The sequence below is a fragment of the Mangrovicoccus algicola genome (assembly GCF_014903745.1).
Classification (GTDB): Bacteria; Pseudomonadota; Alphaproteobacteria; order Rhodobacterales; family Rhodobacteraceae; genus Mangrovicoccus; species Mangrovicoccus algicola.
On record NZ_JACVXA010000021.1, the window covers coordinates 35617 to 57952 of the forward strand.

18 protein-coding genes are annotated in these 22336 nt (G+C 67.9%); 5 read left to right on the forward strand and 13 right to left on the reverse strand.

Annotation, left to right across the window (positions count from 1 at the left end):
- Positions 1-68: 68 nt before the first annotated feature.
- Both ICN82_RS09050 and glpD read right to left on the reverse strand, forming a co-directional pair.
- Entirely contained in the window at positions 69-2861 is a 2793-nt protein-coding gene (locus tag ICN82_RS09050) for a bifunctional aconitate hydratase 2/2-methylisocitrate dehydratase (protein WP_193181864.1), read from the reverse strand.
- Positions 2862-3057: 196 nt separating this feature from the next.
- On the reverse strand, positions 3058-4635 hold the full coding sequence (gene glpD, locus ICN82_RS09055) for a glycerol-3-phosphate dehydrogenase (RefSeq protein WP_193181867.1): 1578 nt from the start codon (positions 4633-4635) through the stop codon (positions 3058-3060).
- A gap of 192 nt (positions 4636-4827) precedes the next feature.
- Between glpD and ICN82_RS09060 the strand changes: the two genes are divergently transcribed.
- Positions 4828-5577 carry a DeoR/GlpR family DNA-binding transcription regulator gene (locus ICN82_RS09060; RefSeq protein WP_193181869.1) on the forward strand — a complete coding sequence of 250 codons (750 nt, stop codon included), beginning with the start codon at positions 4828-4830 and terminating at the stop codon, positions 5575-5577.
- Between the two features lie 286 nt (positions 5578-5863).
- Here the strand turns inward: ICN82_RS09060 and ICN82_RS09065 are convergent, their stop codons facing one another.
- From ICN82_RS09065 to ICN82_RS09100, 8 genes are all read right to left on the reverse strand, one after another.
- Complete coding sequence (locus ICN82_RS09065) at positions 5864-6550, reverse strand: response regulator transcription factor (RefSeq protein ID WP_193181870.1); 687 nt, start codon at positions 6548-6550, stop codon at positions 5864-5866.
- A gap of 15 nt (positions 6551-6565) precedes the next feature.
- The gene (locus ICN82_RS09070) at positions 6566-7084 is read right to left on the reverse strand and encodes a DUF2478 domain-containing protein (protein ID WP_193181872.1); all 519 of its coding nucleotides are present in this window, start codon (positions 7082-7084) and stop codon (positions 6566-6568) included.
- A gap of 258 nt (positions 7085-7342) precedes the next feature.
- Entirely contained in the window at positions 7343-8311 is a 969-nt protein-coding gene (locus ICN82_RS09075; protein WP_193181874.1) for a substrate-binding domain-containing protein, read from the reverse strand.
- Between the two features lie 58 nt (positions 8312-8369).
- Positions 8370-9653, reverse strand: a complete 1284-nt coding sequence (gene glcF, locus ICN82_RS09080) for a glycolate oxidase subunit GlcF (RefSeq protein WP_193181876.1) — start codon at positions 9651-9653, stop codon at positions 8370-8372.
- Positions 9654-9656: 3 nt separating this feature from the next.
- The gene (locus ICN82_RS09085) at positions 9657-10724 is read right to left on the reverse strand and encodes an FAD-binding protein (protein ID WP_193181919.1); all 1068 of its coding nucleotides are present in this window, start codon (positions 10722-10724) and stop codon (positions 9657-9659) included.
- A gap of 5 nt (positions 10725-10729) precedes the next feature.
- A complete protein-coding gene (locus ICN82_RS09090; protein ID WP_193181878.1) occupies positions 10730-12160 on the reverse strand; it encodes an FAD-linked oxidase C-terminal domain-containing protein in 1431 nt (476 codons plus the stop codon).
- Positions 12161-12230: 70 nt separating this feature from the next.
- A complete protein-coding gene (locus ICN82_RS09095) occupies positions 12231-13016 on the reverse strand; it encodes an IclR family transcriptional regulator (protein WP_193181880.1) in 786 nt (261 codons plus the stop codon).
- Positions 13017-13091: 75 nt separating this feature from the next.
- Positions 13092-13610, reverse strand: a complete 519-nt coding sequence (locus ICN82_RS09100) for a flavin reductase (RefSeq protein ID WP_193181882.1) — start codon at positions 13608-13610, stop codon at positions 13092-13094.
- Between the two features lie 186 nt (positions 13611-13796).
- Here ICN82_RS09100 and ICN82_RS09105 point away from each other — a divergent pair, with 186 nt between their 5' ends.
- Positions 13797-14519, forward strand: a complete 723-nt coding sequence (locus ICN82_RS09105) for a hydratase (protein ID WP_193181884.1) — start codon at positions 13797-13799, stop codon at positions 14517-14519.
- On the opposite strand, the gene repC is transcribed toward ICN82_RS09105, so the two are convergent.
- The 3 genes from repC to repA all read right to left on the reverse strand — a co-directional run bounded on the left by repC (position 14508) and on the right by repA (position 18131).
- Positions 14508-15692 (reverse strand): plasmid replication protein RepC, encoded by a 1185-nt coding sequence (gene repC, locus ICN82_RS09110; RefSeq protein ID WP_193181886.1) that lies wholly within the window; start codon positions 15690-15692, stop codon positions 14508-14510. The genes ICN82_RS09105 and repC overlap by 12 nt on opposite strands.
- A gap of 286 nt (positions 15693-15978) precedes the next feature.
- The gene (repB, locus tag ICN82_RS09115) at positions 15979-16947 is read right to left on the reverse strand and encodes a plasmid partitioning protein RepB (protein WP_226898391.1); all 969 of its coding nucleotides are present in this window, start codon (positions 16945-16947) and stop codon (positions 15979-15981) included.
- A gap of 2 nt (positions 16948-16949) precedes the next feature.
- On the reverse strand, positions 16950-18131 hold the full coding sequence (gene repA / locus ICN82_RS09120; RefSeq protein ID WP_193181888.1) for a plasmid partitioning protein RepA: 1182 nt from the start codon (positions 18129-18131) through the stop codon (positions 16950-16952).
- Positions 18132-18604: 473 nt separating this feature from the next.
- Here repA and ICN82_RS09125 point away from each other — a divergent pair, with 473 nt between their 5' ends.
- Genes ICN82_RS09125 through ICN82_RS09135 form a run of 3 tightly spaced genes read left to right on the forward strand, consistent with a single transcriptional unit; the run spans position 18605 to position 22314 of the window.
- On the forward strand, positions 18605-19207 hold the full coding sequence (locus ICN82_RS09125) for a DUF4255 domain-containing protein (RefSeq protein ID WP_193181890.1): 603 nt from the start codon (positions 18605-18607) through the stop codon (positions 19205-19207).
- Complete coding sequence (locus ICN82_RS09130; protein WP_193181892.1) at positions 19204-19866, forward strand: hypothetical protein; 663 nt, start codon at positions 19204-19206, stop codon at positions 19864-19866. The genes ICN82_RS09125 and ICN82_RS09130 overlap by 4 nt, the downstream gene beginning before the upstream one ends.
- A gap of 15 nt (positions 19867-19881) precedes the next feature.
- Positions 19882-22314 (forward strand): phage tail sheath family protein, encoded by a 2433-nt coding sequence (locus tag ICN82_RS09135; RefSeq protein ID WP_193181894.1) that lies wholly within the window; start codon positions 19882-19884, stop codon positions 22312-22314.
- Positions 22315-22336 lie beyond the last annotated feature (22 nt).

The window sequence follows — 22336 nt, forward strand, 5'->3', positions numbered from 1 at the left end:
CGCCCGCCCTGCCGATCGGCGGGACGGGCGCGATTGCCGAAGGGAAGATCCCGGCGCCGGGCCCTTCCTCAGAAATGGACCGAACGGGCGGTGCCGGGTTTCTCGGTCGGCGGCGCGAACTTGGTCAGGTCGATGCCTTCCACCGCGGTCTTGTATTCCTCCGCGCTCGGCGTGCGGCCGAGAATGGCCGAAAGCACCACGACCGGCGTCGAGGCCAGCAGCGACTCGCCCTTCTTCTCGGCCGTGTCCTCCACCACGCGGCCCTGGAAGAGGCGCGTCGAGGTCGCCAGGACGGTATCGCCCTTGGCCGCCTTTTCCTGGTTGCCCATGCACAGGTTGCAGCCGGGGCGTTCGAGATAGAGGATGTTCTCGTACTCGGTGCGCGCATTGGCCTTCGGGAAGAGATCGTCGAACTCGAAGCCCGAGTATTTCTGCAGGATCTCCCAGTCACCCTCGGCCTTCAGCTCGTCGATGATGTTGTAGGTCGGCGCCGCGACCACCAGCGGGGCCTTGAACTCGACCTTGCCATTCGCCTTCTCGAGGTTCTTCAGCATCTGGGCGACGATCTTCATGTCGCCCTTGTGCACCATGCAGGAGCCGACGAAGCCCAAGTCCACCTTCTTCTCCGAGCCGTAATAGGAAATCGGACGGATGGTGTCGTGGGTATAGCGGCGCGACGGATCGGCGTTGTTGACATCCGGGTCGGCGATCATCGGCTCGTCGATCAGGTCGAGATCCACGACCACCTCGGCGAAGTACTTCGCCCCGTCATCGGGTTTCAGCGCGGGTTTCTCGCCCGAGCGGATTTCCTCGATGCGCTTGTCGGCCTTGGCGATCAGGCCCGCGAGGGTCCCGGCCGCGTTGTCCATGCCCTTGTCGATCATCACCTGGATGCGGTGCTTGGCCAGTTCCAGCGAACCGATCAGCGTCTCGTCATTGGAGATGCAGATGGAGGCCTTGGCCTTCATCTCGGCGGTCCAGTCGGTGAAGGTGAAGGCCTGGTCGGCCAGCAGCGTGCCGATATGGACCTCGATGATGCGGCCCTGGAACACGTTGTCGCCATGCTGCTGGAGCATCTGCGCCTGGGTGGCGTGCACGACGTCGCGGAAATCCATATGCGGCGCCATCTGGCCCTTGAAGGTGACCTTGACCGAGTCCGGGATCGGCATGGTCGCCTCGCCGGTCGCCAGGGCCAGTGCCACGGTGCCGGAATCCGCGCCGAAGGCCACGCCCTTGGACATGCGGGTATGGCTGTCGCCGCCGACGATGATGTCCCAGTCATCCACGGTGATGTCGTTGAGCACCTTGTGGATCACGTCGGTCATCGAATGATAGACGCCCTTGGGGTCCCGCGCGGTGACGACGCCGAAATTGTTCATGAAGGACATGAGTTTCGGGATGTTGGCCTGGGCCTTCTTGTCCCAGACCGACGCGGTGTGGCAGCCCGACTGATAGGCCGCGTCCACGGTCGGCGAGATCACGGTGGCCGCCATGGCCTCCAGCTCCTGCGCGGTCATCAGGCCGGTCGTGTCCTGCGACCCGACGATGTTGACCTTGACGCGCACGTCGGACCCCGCCAGCAGCGTCTTGCCCTTCGGCACGCCGAGCGCGTTGCGGTTGAAGATCTTCTCCACTGCGGTCAGGCCCTGGCCCTCGGCGGTGACTTCCTTGTTCGGCGCGAAGACCGGGGTCGGCTCGACGCCCAGCGTTTCGGCGGCGAAGGTCTGCAACTTCTTGCCGAAGACGATGGCATAGGAGCTGCCGGCCTTCATGAACTCGACCTTCTGCGGCGTGAAGGCGGAGGAGACATCGACCAGCTCTTCGGTCCCCGCCTCGTCCTTCAGCTTCATCGCCTTGGTGTCGATGGTCAGGACGGTGCCGGTGGCGACCGAGTATTTCTGTTCGAGAACCGGGTTGCCCTCGTTGTTGAGGACCGGCTTGCCCTCGCCGTCGAGCTTCTTGACCCAGTTCTTCAGGTCGAGCCCGATGCCCCCCGTAACGCCGACGGTGGTCAGGAAGATCGGCGAGATGCCGTTGGTGCCCGCCACGACCGGGGCGTAGTTGACGAAAGGCACGTAGGGAGAGGTCGGCTTGCCGGTCCACAGCGCCACGTTGTTGACGCCCGACATGCGCGAGGACCCCACGCCCATCGTGCCCTTTTCGGCGATCAGCATGACCCGCTTGTCCGGGTGCTGTTTCTGCAGCTCCTGGATCTCGGCCTGCGCCTCGGGGGTGATCATGCATTTGCCGTGCAGTTCACGGTCAGACCGCGAATGCGCCTGGTTGCCGGGGGACAGCAGGTCGGTGGAGATGTCGCCCTCGGCGGCGATATAGGTGACGACCTTGATCTCCTCCTCGACATCGGGAAGCTTGGTGAAGAACTCGGCCTTCGCATAGCTTTCCAGGATGTCCTTCGCGACGGCGTTGCCCGCGTCGAACGCGTCCTTCAGCCGCGCCATGTCGGCTTCGTAGAGGAAAACCTGGGTCTTCAGCACCTCGCCTGCCTTTTCGGCGATGGCGGCATCCTCCCCCAGGGCCAGATCCAGCAGCACCTCGACCGACGGCCCGCCCTTCATGTGCGACAGCAGCTCGAAGGCGAAATCCGGGGTGATTTCGGCGACGGCGGCTTCGCCGAGGATGATCTTCTTCAGGAAGGCAGCCTTCACGCCTGCCGCGCTCGTGGTGCCCGGCAGCGTGTTGTAGATGAAGAAATTCAGCGAATCGTCCCGGTGCTCGTTGCCGAGATCCTCGATCTGCGCGATGAGCTCCGCGACGAGGGCGCCGTCATCGATGGGCTTGGGATGCAGATCCTCGCCCTTGCGCGTTTCAATCTCAGCTAGGTAGTCCGTGTACAAGCTCATGACAGTCCCTACGAGTCGGGGGTGGATTACGCTTGAACACAGGACTGCCGCCACTTCCGGCGCGCCGTGACAAGCTTGCTGTATGCAATAGTGTACCAAAAACGCGGAAGCTGCAAGCGCGTTCTGCACCTGCAGCCCCTGCATATGTCGCAAGATGCCCCCTTTCGCGGGCCGCGGCGGTCTTCCGGCCCGGCCCCTACCCGGCCGCTGCCGGAGCCGCGGCCCGACCGGCCATCCAGCCATCGAGCGCCTCGGCCTGGGCCGCATCCAGACGCAGCCCCAGCTTGCCCCGGCGCCACAGCACATCCGCGGCGCAGCGGGCGTATTCATGCCGCATCAGCCATTCCACCTCGCGCTCGGTGAGGCTGCCGCCGAAGGACCGGCCAAGATCCTCCGGGCCCTGCGCCCCCTCGAACATGACCTGCGCCTCGGTCCCATAGGCGCGCACCAGGCGCCGCGCCCAGGTCTCGTCTAGGAAGGGGAACGCCGCGCGCAGCCCGTCGATCTGGTCCTGCACGCCATCCACCGGGAAATCCCCGCCGGGCAGGGGCGCCCCCGCGGTCCAGGCCGGGGCATCGACCTTCAGCACCTCGGCGATCCTCTCCAGCGCATGCTCGGCGAGGCGGCGGTAGGTGGTGATCTTCCCGCCGAAGACGTTCAGCAGCGGCGCGCCGGAGGTTTCGAGCTTGAGCGTGTAGTCGCGGGTCGCCGCCGTGGCCGAGCGCGCGCCGTCATCATAAAGCGGACGCACCCCGGAATAGGTCCAGACCACGTCCTCGCGCCGGACCGGCACCTCGAAATACTGCGACGCGAAGCGGCACAGATAGGCGGCCTCTTCCTCGGTGCAGACCGGGCGCTGGCCGGGGTCGGCATGTTCCTGGTCGGTCGTGCCGATCAGGGTGAACTCTTCTTCATAGGGGATGGCGAAGATGATCCGCCCATCCTCTCCTTGGAAGAAATAGGCGCGATCATGGTCATGCAGCTTTGGCACCACGATATGGCTGCCGCGGACCAGCCGCACGCGGTCCGGGGTCTCGACCTTCAGAACGTCCTTCAGCGTCTCGCCGACCCAGGGGCCGGCCGCATTGACCAGCATGCGCGCGCTGACCCGGCGGGTGGCGCCGGTGGTCACATCCTCCAGCGTCGCGACCCAGTGATCCGCGTCGCGCTCGGCCGCGATCAGCCGGGTCCGCGTCCAGATGCGGGCCCCCCTGGCCTCCGCATCGCGGGCATTCAGCACCACCAGCCGCGAATCCTGCACCCAGCAATCGGAATACTCGTAGGCCTTGGCGAACTTGTCCTTCAGCGGCTTGCCCGCTGCGTCGGTCTGCAAGTCGACATTGCGCGTCCCCGGCAGGACCTTGCGGCCGCCCAGATGGTCATAGAGGAACAGGCCGAACCGGATGAGCCAGGCCGGGCGGCGCCCCTTCATCCAGGGCATGACCGTCGAAAGCAGCCGCGAGGTCGGGGTCTCGCTCTCGAAGCGCATGTCCCTGTGATAGGGCAGCACGAAGCGCATCGGCCAAGAGATATGCGGCATGGCGCGCAGCAGCACCTCGCGTTCCACCAGCGCCTCCCGCACCAGGCGGAATTCGAAGAACTCCAGGTAGCGCAACCCGCCATGGAACAGCTTGGTGGAGGCGGAGGAGGTTGCCGAGGCGAGATCGTCCATCTCCGCCAGCCCGACCGACAGGCCGCGCCCCGCCGCGTCGCGCGCGATGCCGCAGCCATTGATGCCGCCGCCGATGATCAAGAGGTCGAGGTCAGGGGTCATGGGCGTCTCCGATCGCTTCTTGCCGCTGCGGCCCAGATGGGCCGTTGCCGCGGGTCTGTCAATTCGATATTTTCGTTAATGTTCGTTTTGGCGAAATTGAGGCGCGTTTTCGCGCGCTCTTGCGATCCGGGCAGCGCCCCGGCTAAGGTCGCACCCTGCCCCGTCCGATCCGCCCCCCTGCCCGGAGTCCCGATGTCCCAGAGCTTCCGCCATCCGCAGATCCTCGAGATTGCCCGCAGAGAAGGCAAGGTCACCGTCGAGGACCTGGTCGAGCGGCTGGGGGTCACGCCGCAGACGATCCGGCGCGACCTGAACGACCTGGCCGGAACCGGGCAGCTGGAACGGGTGCATGGCGGCGCCGTCCTGCCCTCGGGGACCGCGAATATCGTCTATGACGAACGCAGTCGGCTGAACCGCGCCGCGAAGGAGGCGATCGGACGGGCCTGCGCCGCCGAAGTCCCGCAGGATGCCTCGGTATTCCTCAATATCGGCACGACGACCGAGGCGGTGGCGCGGCATCTGCTGTCCCATCGCGGGCTCATGGTGATGACCAACAATCTCAACGTGGCCAACATCCTGATCGGGAATCCCGGGGCCGAGATCGTGGTGGCGGGCGGCAGCTTCCGGCGCAGCGACGGGGGGCTGGTCGGGCCGCTGACCCAGGCCGCGGTCGAAAGCTACAAGTTCGACCTGGCGGTAATCGGCTGTTCGGCCATCGATGCCGAGGGCGACCTGCTGGATTTCGATGCCCAGGAAGTCGGCGTGACCCGTACCATCCTGCGCCGGGCGCGCCGGGTCTTCCTGGTCGCGGACCGCTCCAAGTTCGACAGGACGGCGCCGGTGCGCATCGCCTCTCTCGCCGAGGTCGACCGGCTGTTCACCGACCGGCCCCTGCCCCCGGCCCTGGCGGGGCTGGACCTGCCCGTGACGATCACCGGATGACGCGCAGCGGACAGCTCCCCCGCGTCGGGAGGAGCCGGACCGCATGCCGGGCAGGGATCGCGCACCCGCAACGCCGCGCCGTCGCGCAGCGGCCGGATCCGCGGATCGCGGGCCAGAGGAGCCCGGCCAATGGCCGGCAAGCCCGCAAGCGACGCATCCCTGCCATGCCGGTCCGTCAGCGATCCGCAGCGGTATGGTGCCCGCCCCGGCCTGATTGGATCCGGCGCCTTCGATCCGAGACTAGCGGGAAAATCGCAGGGCCGGACCGCGGAGTTCTGAGAATATTCTAAGAGGCCGCCTGAAGCAGGAAGCCGCGGCTGCGGATGGTCACGATGCGCAATCCGAATTCGGGGCGGCGGGCCAGCTTGCGCCGCAGGTAACCGATATAGACATCGACGACATTCTCGGCCCCCGGCGCATCCCCGCTCCACAGCCGGTCGAAAATCTCGCCGCGCGCCGCCGGGCGTCCGTCGCTTTCCCAAAGCAGGCGCAGCAGGGCGAATTCCCGCTCGGTCAGGTCGATCCCGGCCGCGCCCAGCCGCAGGCGCCGCTGCGCCGGGTCGAGCCAGGGCCGGGCACCCCCGGGCGCCGTCTCCGTCGAACGGCGGATCTGGACATGCAGCCGGGCGGAGAGTTCCTCTAGATCGAGCGGCTTGACCAGGTAGTCCTCCGCGCCGGCCCGCAATCCGGCACTGCGATCCTCGATCTCGGCCAGGGCGCTGAGCATGACCACCGGAAGGGTGATCCCCTCGCGGCGCAGATCGGCCACCAGGTCAAGCCCGCTGTCCTGTCCCAGCATGACATCGATGACCGCGGCGTCGATCCCGCCGCCCCGCAACCGCCGCGCGGCGGGCTCCGCCCCCATCTCGATTTCCACGGCGAACCCCTTCAGGGCGAGCCCCCGCGCCAGCACGGAGGCGATGTCCGGATCGTCATCCACAACCAGGACGCGCGGGGCCTCTTGTCGGGGCATTCCGGCCCTGCCGGCTCAGGCCGCGGCGGCGGCGCCGAGCGCTGCCTCCGCCCAGTCGCGGAGCGCGGCCGGATCGGCCGGCACCGGCTCGGCGAGGTCCCCGGCGAATTCCCGGAAGGCCGCCATGTTGCGCGCGGAGACACCGACGATCACCGGAAGCCCCTCCATCAGCGCGGACCCGATCAGGTCGCGGAACCCCCGGCCTTCGGCCTCGTGCTTGCCGAACTTGTTGACCAGCAGGAGATCCGCACCAGCCTCCAGCCGCGATCCGACAAGCCCGACAGCCTGTTCCAGCGCAGCGGCATCCAGGCGGCAGCCCCGCGATCCGGTCCCCAGGGATTGCGAAATGCGCAGGCGCGGGCCCGCGGGCAGCACGGTCACATCCATGTCGCAGCCATCGTCCCGTGCCCGGTCGGTATTATGCTGGACCACCCCCGCCAGGCGGATACCGCGACCGGCCAGGTGATCGGCGAGATCGCAAAGCAGGCGGTCGCCGCTGCCCCTGCCCTCTGCCGTGACAAATCCGATGCGCATCGCCGGTCTCTCCGTCCTGCCCGGGGACAAGGATAGCGCCCTTGCCACCGGATCGCCAGTCCGGGAGGGCCGCCGCGCCAGGGAAGGCATCATGCATCAGGCGCATGGCTGAAATGCATTCGGCGTCATTGCATGCGCCGGAACCGTGCCCATATCGGGGTCAAGAGTTTCCGACGGTTCCTCCTCCTCCCTGAACCGCGGAATTCGGCGGCGGCCCCCTCCTCCTCCCTGGGGTCGCCGCTTTTTTTTGTTCCCCGCTCAGCGCACGCCCTTGGCCACGCCCCGCAGGACCTGGTCCATGTTGGAGCGGTCGACGATCGCCGGTCCGGTCCGGATCTCCTTGGCCGGGAGGTTGAGACCGAAATTGGCATGAGCGTTCAGCACGGTCACCGCGATCAGCCCCTGCAGGTATCCCTGCTGATCGACGGCGAAAAGCTGCGCACCCAGGCGGATGCTGGACAGCGATCCCTCGTCGAAATTCATGCTGCCGACCTGGACGCGCCCGGCCTTGCCCGCCCGGTTCACGGCGCGCAGCGCCGCCATGGCATCGAGATTGCCGACGGTGAAGATCCCGTCGATCTCCGGTTGCGCCAGCAGCCGGGCCTTGATCGCCGCGCCGACCTGATCGCGGTCGCCGAAACTGCCCGGGGCCAGGACCAGGGTTTCGCCCTTCGCCCCTGCCGCCGCCGCGCCATCGCCCAGCCCGCGGCAGTAATCGGCGATGTTCTCCAGCCCGGGAAGGGTGTTGATGCAGACCACGCGCCGCGCGCCCCGGCTTGCGAAATAGTCGCCGGCCATCCTTCCCGACAGGTAGTCGTCGCTGCCGATATAGGCCAGCGCGCCCAGCCGTTCTGCCGCCCGCGCGCCGCCTGCATTGTAGATCACGAGAGGAATGCCTGCGGCGACCACCTCGGCCAGGGCAGGGTCCATCAGCGCCGGATGCCAGTCGGGGGCGATCACCCCGTCGGCCCCGCGCCGGATGGCATCGCGGATCAGCGCCGCCGCATCCGCCCCCAGATCGTCGTAATCGGCCAGGCCCAGCCAGGTGACGCTGCCCTGTTCGGCCTCCACCAGGCGGGCGCCATCCTCCACGCCCCGGCGGACGATGGTCCAGAACGGGTCATCCTCCTTGCCGCCGATCACGAAGATATCCGCCGCCATGAGCGATCCGGTCCCGGCAAGGGACAGGATCAGGACAAGGGCGGCGGCAAGTCGCTGGCGGATCATGGCGCAAATCTCCTGCACTCAGGGTAGCGCCGCGAAGGTTACCGGATGCTGAACGCCTTCAGGCCCGCCTCAGCTTGGCCGGTTCCGGCCCGCCCCAGGCCCAGTCCAGCAGCTCGACCGTATGCACGACCGGCACGCCGGCGCGGGCGCCGATCTGGGTCATGCAGCCGATATTGCCCGCCGCGATAACCTGCGGCCGGAGCGCCTCCAGCGTGGCCGCCTTGCGCCGGCCCAGTTCCGCGGCGATGGCGGGCTGCATCAGGTTGTAGGTCCCGGCCGAACCGCAGCACAGATGCGCATCCGCCGGGGTCGACACCTCGTAGCCCGCGGCGGCCAGCAGGCGCCGGGGCGCCTCGGTCACCTTCTGGCCATGCTGCAGCGAACAGGCCGCGTGATAGCCGACCCGCAGGCCCCGGCGTTCCGGCGCGGGCAGATCCAGCGCGGCAAGATATTCGGTGATGTCACGCGCCTTTGCCGACACTTCCGCCGCGGGCGCCGCCAGCGGATCGTTGCGGAACATGTGCCCGTAATCCTTGACCGTGGTCCCGCAGCCCGAGGTATTGACGATGATCGCGTCGATCTCCGCGCCGGCGCCGGTCCAGGCGCGGATATTGGCCGCGGCAAAGCGGTGCGCCTCGGTCTCGCGGCCCATGTGATGCACCAGCGCGCCGCAGCAGCCCTCGCCCCGGGGGATCACCACCTCGATGCCCAGCCGTGTCAGCAGCCGGATCGTCGCCGCGTTGATATCACCGTCCAGCGCCTTCTGCGCACAGCCGGTCATCAGCACCACGCGGCCGCGGCGGCTTCCGCACGCCGGATGCACCTGCGGTTCGTCCAGCCGCGACGGCGCCGCGATCGGCGCCCCCGCCATGTCCAGCATCGCCCGCGCCCGCGCATCCGGGACCAGCCTGCGCAGGGGCCGCGCGAGCTTTGCGCCGAGCAGCGCCAGGCGGAACCGCCCCGGATAGGGCAGGATCCGCGCGAGGGCCCCCCGCAGCATCCGGTCGCGCCACGGCCGTTTCCAGGTCTTTTCGATATGCACCCGCGCCCGGTCCAGCAGATGCATGTAATGCACGCCGGACGGACAGGTCGTCATGCAGGCCAGGCAGCCGAGGCAGCGGTCGATATGGGTCACGGTTTCCGCATCCGCCGGACGGCCGGATTCCAGCATGTCCTTGATCAGGTAGATGCGGCCGCGCGGACTGTCCAACTCGTCGCCGAGCACCTGATAGCTGGGACAGGTCGCCGTGCAGAACCCGCAATGCACGCAGGCCCGCAGGATCTCGTTGGCCCGTGCCAGGCCCGGATCGCGCAGCTGGTCTTCGGTGAAATTCGTCTGCATCTTCTAGGCCTCCGGGGCAAAACGTCCTTCGGGATCGAACTGGCGCCGCAGCCCCGAGGCCAGGGCCGCCACCGCGGCCGGGTCGGGATGCAGCGCCGGGCCGGGCCCCGTGCCGCGCAACCGGGTGGCGTGGCCCCCCAGATCCGCCATCTGCGCGCGCAGGTCGGCGCCCGGCGCCATGGCGGCCCAGAGCAGCCCGCCCCCCCAGTCCAGCGTCACCGCGGCACCGGCTTCCAGAAGCCGCGCCGCCAGGATGGCGCCGTGACTGGCCCGCAGGCTGACCCGCCAGATATCGCGCGCCATGCCCGCCAGGGACCGGCCGTCGCGCAGCGCGGGCCAGGGATCTTCATCCACATGGACCAGCCCCGGGATCAGCCGCGCCAGTTCCCCGCCACGATAGGAGACGGAGGCGGCAAAGCCCTCGATGCGCAGCAGCACCCGCGCCCCGTCCCAGCCCGCGCCCGTCACCTCGTAGGGAGAGCCGAGCGCGCGGGCCAGCGCGGCGACCGCCCGGCCCGGGTCGTCGCAGGGCAGCGCCAGCGTCGCGATGCGCTCGGGGACCGGCAGCACCTTGAAGCTCAGTTCGGTCAGGACGCCCAGCGTGCCGCGCGCCCCGGCCTGAAGCCGCGCCAGGTCATAGCCGGTGACGTTCTTCATCACCCGGCCGCCATTGCGGACCCGCGTGCCAGCGCCATCGATGAACACCGCGCCCAGAAGGAAATCGCGGGCCGCCCCCGCCTGGACCCGGCGCGGACCCGAAGCATTCACCGCCACCGCCCCGCCGATCGTCGGTTCTCCCGTGGTGCCCAGAACGGGGCGGTGATCCATCGGCTCGAAGGCCAGGCGCTGGTTCCGCTCGGCCAGAACCGCCTCCACCTCGGAAAGGGACGTTCCCGCCTTCACCACCAGCGTCAGCGCGCCGGGCTGATACAGCACGATGCCGGAAAGCCCGGCCGTCGACAGGACCGGCCGGGTCGCGGCGGGGCTGCGCGTGCCGCCGCCCCGGATGGCCAGCGGGCCATCGGCCGCGCGGATCATCCCGGCCAGCTCGGCCTCGTCTTGCGGTGTCATCACGGTCATGGCCTGCGCCCCTCCGTCACCGCCAGCGGAAACACCTTTGCCGCGTTCAGCAGCCATTTGGGGTCGAACACGTCCTTGACCTTCAGCTGCGCCTCCAGGTCGTCGGCGGCGAATTGCACCGTCATCAGGTCGCGCTTTTCTACGCCCACGCCATGTTCGCCGGTCAGGCAGCCGCCGACCTCGACGCACAGCCGCAGGATGTCGGCCCCCATCTGCTCGCACAGCTCCAGGTCGCCGGGCTTGTTGGCATCGAAGAGGATCAGCGGGTGCATGTTGCCGTCGCCCGCATGGAACACGTTGGCGACGCCCAGCCCGTATTGCGCCGACAGCGCGCCGATCCGCTCCAGCACCAAGGGCAGCTCGGTCACCGGGATGGTGCCGTCGAGGCACATGTAGTCGTTGATCTGGCCCATCGCGCCGAAGGCGGATTTGCGTCCCAGCCAGATCGCCGCGCTTTCCTCGGCCGAGCCGCTTTCGCGGATCACCTCGGGGTCATGGCGTTCGGCTATCGCGCGGATCAGGCCCAGCTGGTGGTCGATCTCGGCGGGCGCGCCCTCCACCTCGATGATCAGCAGCGCCTCGACATCGGGATAGCCGGCATGGGCAAACGCCTCGCAGGCACGGATGCAGGGGCGGTCCATGAATTCGATGGCCACCGGCAGCACCCCCGCCTCGATGATGTCCGACACGCAGGCCCCCGCCACGCGCGAGGAGCCGAAGCCCATCAGGACCGGGCGCGCGCCCTCGGGTTTCGGCAGGATGCGCAGCGTGGCCTCGGTGACGATGCCCAGCTGCCCCTCGGAGCCGCAGATCACCGACAAGAGGTCCAGGTCGCCCGCATCCATGTACCCCCCGCCGATCTCGGTCACGGTGCCGTCCATCAGCACCATCGTGACGCCCAGCAGGTTGTTGGTCGTCACCCCGTATTTCAGGCAATGCGCGCCGCCGGAATTCATGCCGATATTGCCCGCGATCGCGCAGGCCAGCTGCGAGGACGGATCCGGCGCATAGAAGAACCCGTCCGCCTCCACCGCGCCGGTCACGCTGAGATTGGTGCGACCGGTCTCCACCCGGATGAGTCGGTCGGCATAATCCGTCTCAAGCACCCGTGTCAGGCGGGCCACCCCGATCACCACCGCATCCGCCGTGGGCAGCGAGCCCCCCGCCAGCGAGGTCCCTGCCCCGCGCGGCACGACCGGCACGTCCATCTCGTGGCAGAGGCGCAGCGCCGTCGCCACCTCGGCGGTGGAGCGCGGCAGCACCACCGCCAGCGGCGGGCAGCGATAGGCGGTCAGCGCGTCGCATTCATAGGCCAGCAATCCGCGCGGATCGTCGATCACCGTATCGGCGGGCAGAGCCGCCTTGAGCCGCGCGACGATCTCGGCGCGGCGTTCCATGACCAGCGGGCTGGGTCGCGGCAATTCCATGATTGTCCTCCCTGACCCGGCCAGACTGGCACGGCGTCCCGCGCCGCCGCCATGGCAGGGAGAAGGATTTTCACGATGCGGAAAGCGGCCGCCGCCCCCCCAGCCGGGCCGTCAGATCCGCCGCCGCCCGTGCGACATGCCCCCCGGCCTGGGCGAATTTCGCCGCAGGCAGCCGTGCCGAAAGCGCCGAGATCGAAATCGCGCAGGCCGCCTCTCCGGTCTCCGACCAGACCACCGCCGCGATGCAGCGCAGGCCCGGCGCATGTTCCTCGTCATCCACCGCGAAGCCTTGCTCGCGGATCCGCGCGATGTCCTCCATCGCGGTCTCCAGCCCGCGATGCGAATGCGAGGTCAGGGGATGAAACCCGGTGCGCGCGGCGAAATCGGCGATCTGGTCATCGGGCCAGGTCGCGAGGATCGCCTTGCCCATGCCCGAGCAGAAGGCCGGCACGCGTCCGCCCGGCGGCGAGATCGCGCGCACGATCTCGCGGCTTTCCACCTGGCTGAGCGTCACCAGGTGATCGATGTCGAGCACCCCCAGATTGGCGGTCTCGCGCGTCTCGTCGCGCAGGCGGCGCAGGAAGGGCATGGCGGGAGCGACGAAATTGCGCCTCTGGGCATAGGCGGCACCGACGGCATAGGCCTCCCGTCCCACATGCCACAGCGACTCCTCGGCATCGAATTGCGCGAAACCCTCGGATTCCAGCGTGGTCAGCAGCCGGTGCGCGGTCGAGACCGCAAGCCCGGCGGCGCGCGCCAGATCGCTGACCCGATGGCCCTCGTCGGACCGTGCCAGCAACCGCAGGAGCAGGAGCGCCCGCGTTACCGACTGAACCCCGCCGCTCTTGCCGTCCATTCCCGTGCCTCCCGTATCGCAGGATCCGCATTCCGCCATGCGGATATGACCCGCGGCAGGGCCCGCGTCCAGAGGTCAGACCGGCAGGTCGTGGAACCGGCGGCCGAAATAGGCCGATCCCGGAGCGGTGGGATCGGCGATCACGTCGAGCACCTCGCAGAAGATCACCTCATGCGTGCCGCAGACATGGCGGTGACTGACCCGGCAGTCGAAGGAGGCGACCGCGCCTTCCAGCACCGGGGCGCCGGAGGCCCCCCTCCCCCAGCCGGTTCCGGCGAACCTGTCCTTCATCTCGGCACGCCCGCCGAAGATCATCGCCAGGTCCCGGTGCCGGGGGCCGACCGTGTTGACGCAGATCGCCTCGTTGGCGGCAAAGGCCAGCATCGCGGAACTGGCCCGGTTGAGGCAGACCAGCAGGGTCGGGGGATCGTCCGTCACGGAACAGACCGCCGTTGCGGTGAAACCTGCCCGTCCGCCGGGACCGTCCGTCGTGACGATATTCACCGCGCCCGCCAGGCAGGCCATGCCGTCGCGGAACACTTCCCGCGAGACCAGTCCGGGCCGGTCGCTGCCCTGTTGCGCGATATCGCTCATCTCGGTCCTTCCGCTCTATCCGCTTTCGGGCACTCTAGCCCTCCTGCGGGCAAAAGGTCAGGGGGCGGAGCGCGAAAAATCGCGCACCCCGGCCCGGCGCCGTTGCCGCAGCCCCGGCTTCCGCCTTCCGCGACAGGGGCACAAGGCGCTAGAGCAGAGATCCCGACACTCGTCACCGGAGGTCTCATGACCGAACTCAGCCCTCTCGCCGCCGCCCTGGCCGCGGCCCATCTCGACGGTACGCGCATCGCGCCCGCCGCCGCGCCCGCCGATTTCGCCGAAGCCCTTTCCGTGCAGGCTGAAGTCAGCCGGCAATTGGGGCCGGTCGGCGGGTTCAAGGTCGCCCAGCGTCCCGGACAGGCACCGATCATGGCGCCGATCCGCGCCGAGCGCATCCTTGCCAGCGGGGCCGTCGTCCCGGTGGCAGATCGCCTGGGGATCGAGCTTGAAGTCGCTTTCGAGATCCTCACGCCCCTGCCGCCGGAAGCCACGATCCAGGAGCTCGCCGCGCATATCCGGCCACGCCCGGCGATCGAGCTTGTCGATACCCGTCTGGAGGGACCGCTGGCCGAGGACCCGCTGGCCAAGCTGGCGGATATGCAGATCAATGCCGGGCTGGTGCTGGGGGCGCCGCTCCTCGACTGGGATGGCCGCGATTTCGGCCAGGTCATGGCGCGCGTGAGGGCCGGGGAGGACATGATCCTCGACGGTGCTGCCGAGGTGCCTTTCGGATCGGCGCTGGCGACGTTCCGTGCCCTGGTGCAGGCCGCTGGCACGCATTGCGGAGGGTTGCAGCCGGGGCAGGTCGTCATCACCGGCTCGCTCTGCGGTCTGCCCTATTTTCCCTCCGGTACCGATATCGAGGGCCATATCGACGGGCTTGGCGAGGTGTCGGTATCACTGCGCTGATCCTTGCATGGCCGGAGCGAAATGCCCTGGGGGAAATATAAATTCCCCTAGGGAAACTTGGTCCCGGTTTTTCGGTGTTGCTGCCCGGGACCGGATCGAACGGTCCAGATGCAAATTTCCGGTCCTGTCTTTGCGAAGCATTCCTGCGAGATAGGCGCAGGGATCCCTGATTTCGCGGGATGCGGTTTTCTCGGTAATCAGTGCGATGGCCTGTATGGCTCTGCCCGGGCCTAGCTTCTGCACGGTTTGCCGCCAAAGCCGGTCGGTGATCCCGCTCATCCCGGCAACATGGGCAAGAGCGGAAATCATGTTGTCGGGGCCGGATCTTTCCGCATTGGCCTGCAGCAGGCGAAAGAAGGCGGGACAGGCGGCTTCCAGCATGTCGGCCGGGGCTGGGCTGTTTCGCTTCGGTTCGTCCGACGGCATCGCGGTAGTTACGGAATCTTGGTCTTTGATTGTATTTTCTATGTGGGTGTCATTTTCGGGCCCCTTGGGTGCCAGTTGTGCGTCAAGCTCTGCAAGAGCGGCGGCCAGCGTTTCGGCATGCGTCCGGATGGAAGGAAGCCCGCGGGGGGTCGCGGCGAGGGCAACGAGACGATCCGTCCATGCCTGCCGTTCGTCGGGACTGGCCAGCAGGGCAATCCGTGCCTGGATGGTCCGGTGAAGAGCCCGTGCGCGCGCGGTCAGCTGTCTCTGCTCTTGTCGTTCGGCGTCGTGGGCGCGGTTCAGCGCCGCCAGTTCGGATGCCCTAGCGGCAAGAGGGCCGAGATCGATCCCGCAGGCGTCGACAATGCGCCCGTCGGCATCGCGCCGTCCCCAGCGCTTGCCATTAGGACTGTCGCGAAAGCCGATCAGCCCGCAGTCGCAGAGCTTGCGCAGATGCCGCCGCAGCGCACTCAGCGACAGGCCGGTGCGGTCCATCAGCAGGGCATTTGACGGCCAGACGAGCGGTTGCCGACCTTCCTCCCAATCCTGCGGTGGGGAAAAGGCGCAAAGCGTGTCCAGCAGCATCAAGGGGCCGGGGCGCAGGCCCAGATGCCGGGCCGCACGCTTGGCGGCGATCAGGGCCTCGTGCTTGGCGACCGCGAGGGCGGTGCCCTCGCGGCTCAAGGCCTCTGCCCGCAGCAATGCCTCGTCCTGTCTGCGCCAGCCGCTGCGCGATGGATGACGCATGCAAGGTTCCATGGTCTCCGCCCTGTGCGGATACCCTGCCCCGTCCGGGGCCTGCCTGAAATGGATCATGACCTTTCGGCAGACAGCAGAAAACCAGCCGCCCGAAGACGTTTTTCGTTGTTCGACGATTTGGGGGCTGTTACTGATGCTATGTCAAACTTGGTCACGTCTTGGCGGACGCGATCAGCCTACAGCCCTCGGGACTTCGGTTCTGAGGGTTTTCTTTTGCCTGCGTCTCCTTTCTCTTCCTGCCTCGTTGAACGGGATGACTGCCGCCATCCCGCGGTTATGCCCCGGGGTTCTCTCGCTGGAACCTCTCGTAGGACTCCCGGATGACCTCCTCCAGATGGCTGTCCAGCCAGTCGGAAAAGGCCTTGCTCTGCCCTGCCCTCTTTACCGACAGGGTCACCGCGCTTCTGGCGCTGCGTATGGTGACGCCGGGAACCGGCATCGCCCGGCGCGTCTGATCCGGTTCCGTGCCGCGGCGGGTGATCTCGCGCAGCAGCCCGTCCAGCCGGTCGTCGGAACTCGCCGAGGCGGGGAATGCGCCGAGGATCGCGATGGCGGTCTCGGCATCGATGATCCCGCGGTCCAGGACCGTTGCCAGGCTCATCCATTTCGGCCGACCGGATCCCGGAGCGGGACCGATGGCATCGCCCAGCATGTCGGGCACCAGCCGCGTGATGCGCTCCAACTGGGACAGGGTGTTCTTGGAAATCGCCAGGGCCTGCATGATCTCGGCCCGGTCATGCCCCTGTTCGGCGATGGATTTGGCGAAACGGGCACGTTCGTAGAAGCTCAGCTCCTCGCGGCCCGCATTCTCCAGGCCCTTCGCCATCAGCGCCTGGCTGTCATCCATGGTCCGGATCAGCGCCTTGACCGGAAGCCCGGCCTCCTTGCACGCCAGTATCCGGCGGCGGCCGTAGATCACCTCGAAATGGCCGTCCTCGTCGGAGGAAGGGCGCAGGAGCACGGGGACCTGCTGGCCGGAATCGCGGATGCTCTGGGCCAGTTCGGCAATCGAGGCCTGCGCCTCGTCCGAGTTAACACCTGTCAACTCGACCCCGAGGCGATCCTTCGGCCCCCAGGGCAGGATCAGCCCGGTATCAATGTCCTGGATCCCGCCCAGTCCTGCGCGAACCGATCCGATCGTGCCCTTGGGCAGCGAGTGATGCGCGCGTCCGGCGGCGGGCTTGGCCTCTGCCGCGGCGGTGATCGCCGCCATGATGCCGGTCTTGTTCTTTCCCATTGCCATGTTCAGCGTCCCCAGGCGGCCTGGACCATGCCCGCGATTTCCGCCCCGACGGCGTCCATGCTGGTTCTGGCCCTGTCATAGGTCGTGCGGGTCATGTCCGACCGCGCCACTTCGTAGATCGTCATCTTCAGCATCGAGGCATCGCCGATGGCGGTGCTGCGCAGCCCCGTGGCGTGGATCACCCGGTCCTGGAACAGCGCGCGCATGAGGCTGACGATCTGCTGGCTCGGGATGTCCGACGGATCGTCGCGCGTGATGAGGAAGGAAAAGAAGTCGTGGTTCAGATTGACCCCGGTGCTCTCGAAGACTTCCAGATAGGCTGATGTCATCTCGATGAATTGCTGGGTCGAGGCCAGGTCGAGCATGCTGGGCGTCATCGGCACGATCACCGCGGTCGCCGCATAAAGCCCGGTCAGCGTCAGGAAGCCAAGCGCGGGCGGGCTGTCGATGACGACGATGTCGTAATCCTGCTCCACGGTGGAGAGCGCACTGGTCAGCCGGTCGAAGAAGGACACGCCGCGCCCGGCGCTGATCGCCGTCTCAGTCTCGAACTCGCTGAGGATCAGCCGGGCCGGGGCCAGGTGCAGGCCGGGGAAATAGGTTTCGATGATGCAGTCGCGCATCGGCACCGGGTCTTCGTAGCGGATCGCGTCGTAGATCGAGACGCCGTCGAATTCCAGTTCCGTCTGGATGCCGCAGAACCCCGAAAGGCTGCCCTGCGGATCCAGATCGACGGCCAGGACGCGATATCCCTGAAGGGCAAGGTAATGGCACAGGTGGATCGAGCTGGTGGATTTGGCCGATCCGCCCTTGAAGTTCATCAGCTGGATGACCTGCAGCTTGTCGCCCTCGCGGCGGCCGGGCATGTACTTGCCGGGCTTGCGCGATCCGGATTCCAGGATGCGGCGCGCCTCGCGGATTTCCGCGGCGGTGTAGAACCGGCGGCCGCCGCGGATCTCGCCGGGTTCGGGAATGCTCCCCTCGCTGTGGCATTTGCGCAGGAACTGTCCCGTGACACCCAGCAGCTCCGCCGCCTCGGTGGCGGAGAAGGTGCGCAGCGCCTTGCTGTAATCCGGCGCATAGGCCTGCATCAGATGGGTGGTCAGCGCCGTCTGTAGACGCGAGGCCATCTCGCGGGTAAGCTCGGATTGCGTGCCCGCCTGTATGGGAGCGGTCTCGATCATGGTTTGCGTTTCTCTGCCCACTGGCGCTTATTTGCGCAACTTGATCGACTATGGGCGCGATTCACCTCTGGAAGTCAAGTATAATCTATGGCTTGATTTTTTGCCCCTGCCGCCAAGCTGCCGCCGACTCGGCCGGAGGTCGCGACGTGCCGGGCGGCGCGAGGGAGTTAACAGCTGTTACGGGGTGGCGCCCCGACACCTGCCGAAGCCGCGGAGCGTAGGTCGGGAAAGGCGGAATTGCCAGCGGCAAGCCGCCTGGACCACGCGCGTGATGGCGACCGAATCTGGTAGGTTTTAGCCTACTTCCGTCGAAGTTGCGGGATGGTTTACCCAATGATAGTCTCGGGTCGAGCGCAGAGGGAACGGGAAGTTGCCTGTGTTCACGAGTGCCCGCCCCGGGAATCGTAGCGTCGTATCAAGTCATCGTTTCGATCTGTCGGAACGCGCATCCGCGCGAGGGGGAGGGTTTGTCCATGGCCGGGTTCGGTGTCATCCGCGACATCAGCCGAGAACTGCGCCGCCAGGTCTTCGAGGCGATGGAGACGGCGCCGGAGGTGGATTTCGGTCTGGACGGCGTGCTGGCCCGGCTCAGCCTGCAGCCCCCGACAGAGGGGCTGGACGCCGCCGTCATCGCCAGCCTCTATCTTTACCATGTCGAGGTCGACCGGCATCTGCGCAACCAGCGGCCCCTGCCCGACCCGGCCGCCGATGACCTGTTCCGCAATCCGCCCCTGCCCCTGCAGCTGCGCTACCTCTTCACGCCGGTCAGTGCCGAGGAGGAGACCAACCAGCTGCTGCTGGGCCGGGTGATCCAGCACTTCCATGACCATCCCCGGACAGCGCATCTGGAAGGAACCCCGCTGGGCGACAGCCATGGCGGGGCCAGTCCGGCGCTGCGGGTCCGGCCCGACCTGCTGACGCTGGAACAGCTGTCGCAGATCTGGAACGCCTTTTCCCAGCCCTACCGTGTCGCCGTGTCGCTTCTGGTCGAAGTGGTCGCCATCGACAGCGCCGTTCCGCCGGAACGCACCACCCGTGTCACCGAGCTGGCCCTTGCCGCGGGGCAGGGGCGGTGAGCGTCCTGCTGGCGGATAGCGCGCTGGCGGCGCGGCAGGTGATCGTCTCGGGGCGGCTGGTGGAAGGGATCACCGGGCGTCCGCTGCCGGTGCAGAAGCTGGATCTGCTGGCGGGGCAGGGCGCGTCCCGGATGGCGCTGGAGGCGCGGGCCATCCGCAAGCCCGGTGGCTGGTACGCCTTGCACCTGGTCCCCGGCCATCGCTGGCCCGGCTTCTCCGACATGCCCGATGTCACGCTGGAACTTGCCGTGACCCTCCCGGACCGGCCGCCGGTGGTGACGGATCTGACCCTGCCTGCTGCCGCGCTGCGAGTCGAGAGCCGGGTGCTGCAGGTCGGGACGACCCCGGTCACCGTCTCGCGCGTCGCGGGCGCGCCGTTCCGAATGGACCTGGAGCTGCCGCCGCATCCCGTCTCGCTCGCGCTTACCGTCATCCGCGATCATGACCCCGGCGCCCCGGTCGAAGGCGTGGGCGTGACCGTGCTGGGTGCGCCTGCTGCCGTCACCGACGCTGCGGGCAAGGCGCTGATCGCCGACATGCCGGTGCTGGAAACCGTCGTTGTCGCGCTGCAGCACGATGGCGGCATGACCCATTTTCCCGTCCGGCCCGATTTCACGCGCCGGCTCAATACTGTCACGCTCTCGCTTGGCGCGGCATAGCGCAGGAGGTTGCAGATGCCCGAATACCTAGCCCCAGGGGTCTATGTCGAGGAGGTCCCCTCGGCCAACAAGCCGATCCAGGCGGCCGGCACCTCCACGGCCGGCATGGTGGGAATGACCCAGAGAGGGCCGGTGAACCGCCCGACGCTGATGACCAGCCGGGGCGCCTTCGCGCGGAATTTCGGCGGATTGCTGGATCCCCTGACCTATTCCAGGGGGAGGGACGCGCTGCCCTACGCGGTCGAGGGGTTTTTCGGCAATGGCGGGGCGCGGGTCTACGTGACCCGCATCGTCGGTCCGGGCGCGGCGGAATCCACGCTCGCCCTGGTCGCGCAAACAGCTGTTAACGCCACGCCGGTACTTGCGGGGCAGGCGGGGCAGGGGGCGACGACGCTGCTGGTCGATGCGGCCGGGGCGCTTGGCGCGGATGACACGGTGCTGATTGCCGACGGCACCGGGTCCGAGATGGTGGCCGTGACGGCGGATCCGGTCGTGCCGCGGGCCGGGATCGCCGGATTGTCGCGCAGCTATCCCGCGGGGACGGAGGTGACGCTCCAGACAGTGACGCCGATCGCCGGAACGCTCACGGGCGACCTGGAGGCCGGAGCGGACAGTTTCGAGCTGAGCGATGCCGCGGGGCTTGCCGTGGGCCAGACGCTGGCGCTTGTCGATGACAGCGGGGATACCGCGGCCCATGAGATCCTCGAGATCGGCGGTCTGGCCGGAACGACGGTGAGCCTTGCCCGGCCGCTGGGGCATGCCCATGCCGCGGCCTCGACCCTCAATGCCGTGGCGGATTCCGGCGCGGCGCGCCCGACCGCCGAGGCCCATGGTGCGACCTCCGGAACGGTGTTTCTCAGTGCCGACGGGGCGGGCCTGGCGGCAGGCGCGCTGGTTCATGTGCAAAATGGCGGCGACGAAGAATACGGGTGGATCGCGGCCACCGCCGAACAGGTCAGCATTGCTGACCCTCTTTCCGGCCCTCACATGGCGGGCACCGCGCTGGTGCCCGCAGCGCCGGTGCTGAGCATCCACGCGATGTGGCCGGGCGGCTGGGGCAATGCCCTGCGCGTCACCGTCACGCGCAGTCCGATCCTGGAAACGACCGTTGCCGCGCTTGCCCCTGCCGGGGGGATCACGCTGACCCTGGCGACGGCGTTCGGGCTTTTTCCCGGGTCGGTGCTGGACCTGGGCGGTACCCTCGTGACGGTGGCGGCGGCGGAAACCGAGAGCGGGACCGTCACCCTGACCGCGCCGCTGGCGACGGACCTGGCCGCGGATGCCCCCGTCAGCAGCGTCGAATACCGCGTCGCGGCGGAACGGCTGGATGCCGATGGCCGGGTCGCCGAGGACGAGGTCTTCGACCGGGTCTCGTTTGCGCCGGGGCATCCGCGCTATGCCGGGCGCATCATCGGGCTGTGGGACGCGGCCACGGGCCGGCCCAGCGACAGCGGCGGCTCGGTCCTGATCCGGGTCGAGGACACGACCACCGAGGCGACGCGGCGCATGCCGCTGATCACGGGCGTGGCGCGGATGCTGGCAGGGGGCACGGATGACGCCGCCAATGTCACCGATGCCACCTATGTCGGAATCGCGGCGCTGGATCCGGGCAATCGCACCGGCATACAGGCCATGGAGAACCGCTCCGACATCTCGATCTGCGCCGTGCCGGGGCAGGTCTCGGTCACGGTGCAGAAGGCGCTGATCGCGCATTGCAACAAGATGGCCTATCGCTTCGCCGTGCTCGACACCCCGCAGGGCGCGGGGGTCGAGGCGGCGAAGACCCATCGCCAGAATTTCGACACGACGCGGGCCGCGGTCTATTATCCCGGGCTGCTGGTGGCCGATCCGTTCGGCGCGCCGGGCGACCGGCGCGTGATCGCCCCCTCCGGTCATGTCGCGGGGATCTATGCGCGCACCGATATCGCGCGCGGCGTGCACAAGGCCCCCGCCAACGAGGTGGTGCAGGGCATCCTGGGGCTGGAAACGGTGCTGTCCAAGGGCGAGCAGGACGTGCTCAACCCGGTGGCGGTCAACTGCTTCCGCGATTTCCGGGCCGAGTTCCGCGGGTTGCGTCTCTATGGCGCGCGCGTGGCGACATCGGATCCGGAATGGACATATGTCAATGTCCGCAGGCTGTTGCTTTTCATAGAGAATTCTTTGGATACCGGCCTGCAATGGGCGGTGTTCGAACCCAATTCCGAACCGCTCTGGGCCAGCGTGAAACAGTCGGTGACGAATTTTCTCACCACCGTCTGGCGCTCGGGCGCTCTGGAGGGGACGACCCCCGAAGAGGCGTTCTTCGTCAATATCGGCTATGACGTGACCATGACGCAGGACGACATCGACAATGGCCGGATGATCGTCGAGATCGGCGTCGCCCCGGTCAAGCCCGCCGAATTCGTCATCGTCCGCATCAGCCAGAAAACCCGCGAGGCGACCTCCTGAGGGGGGCCGTAGCCAAGGAGAC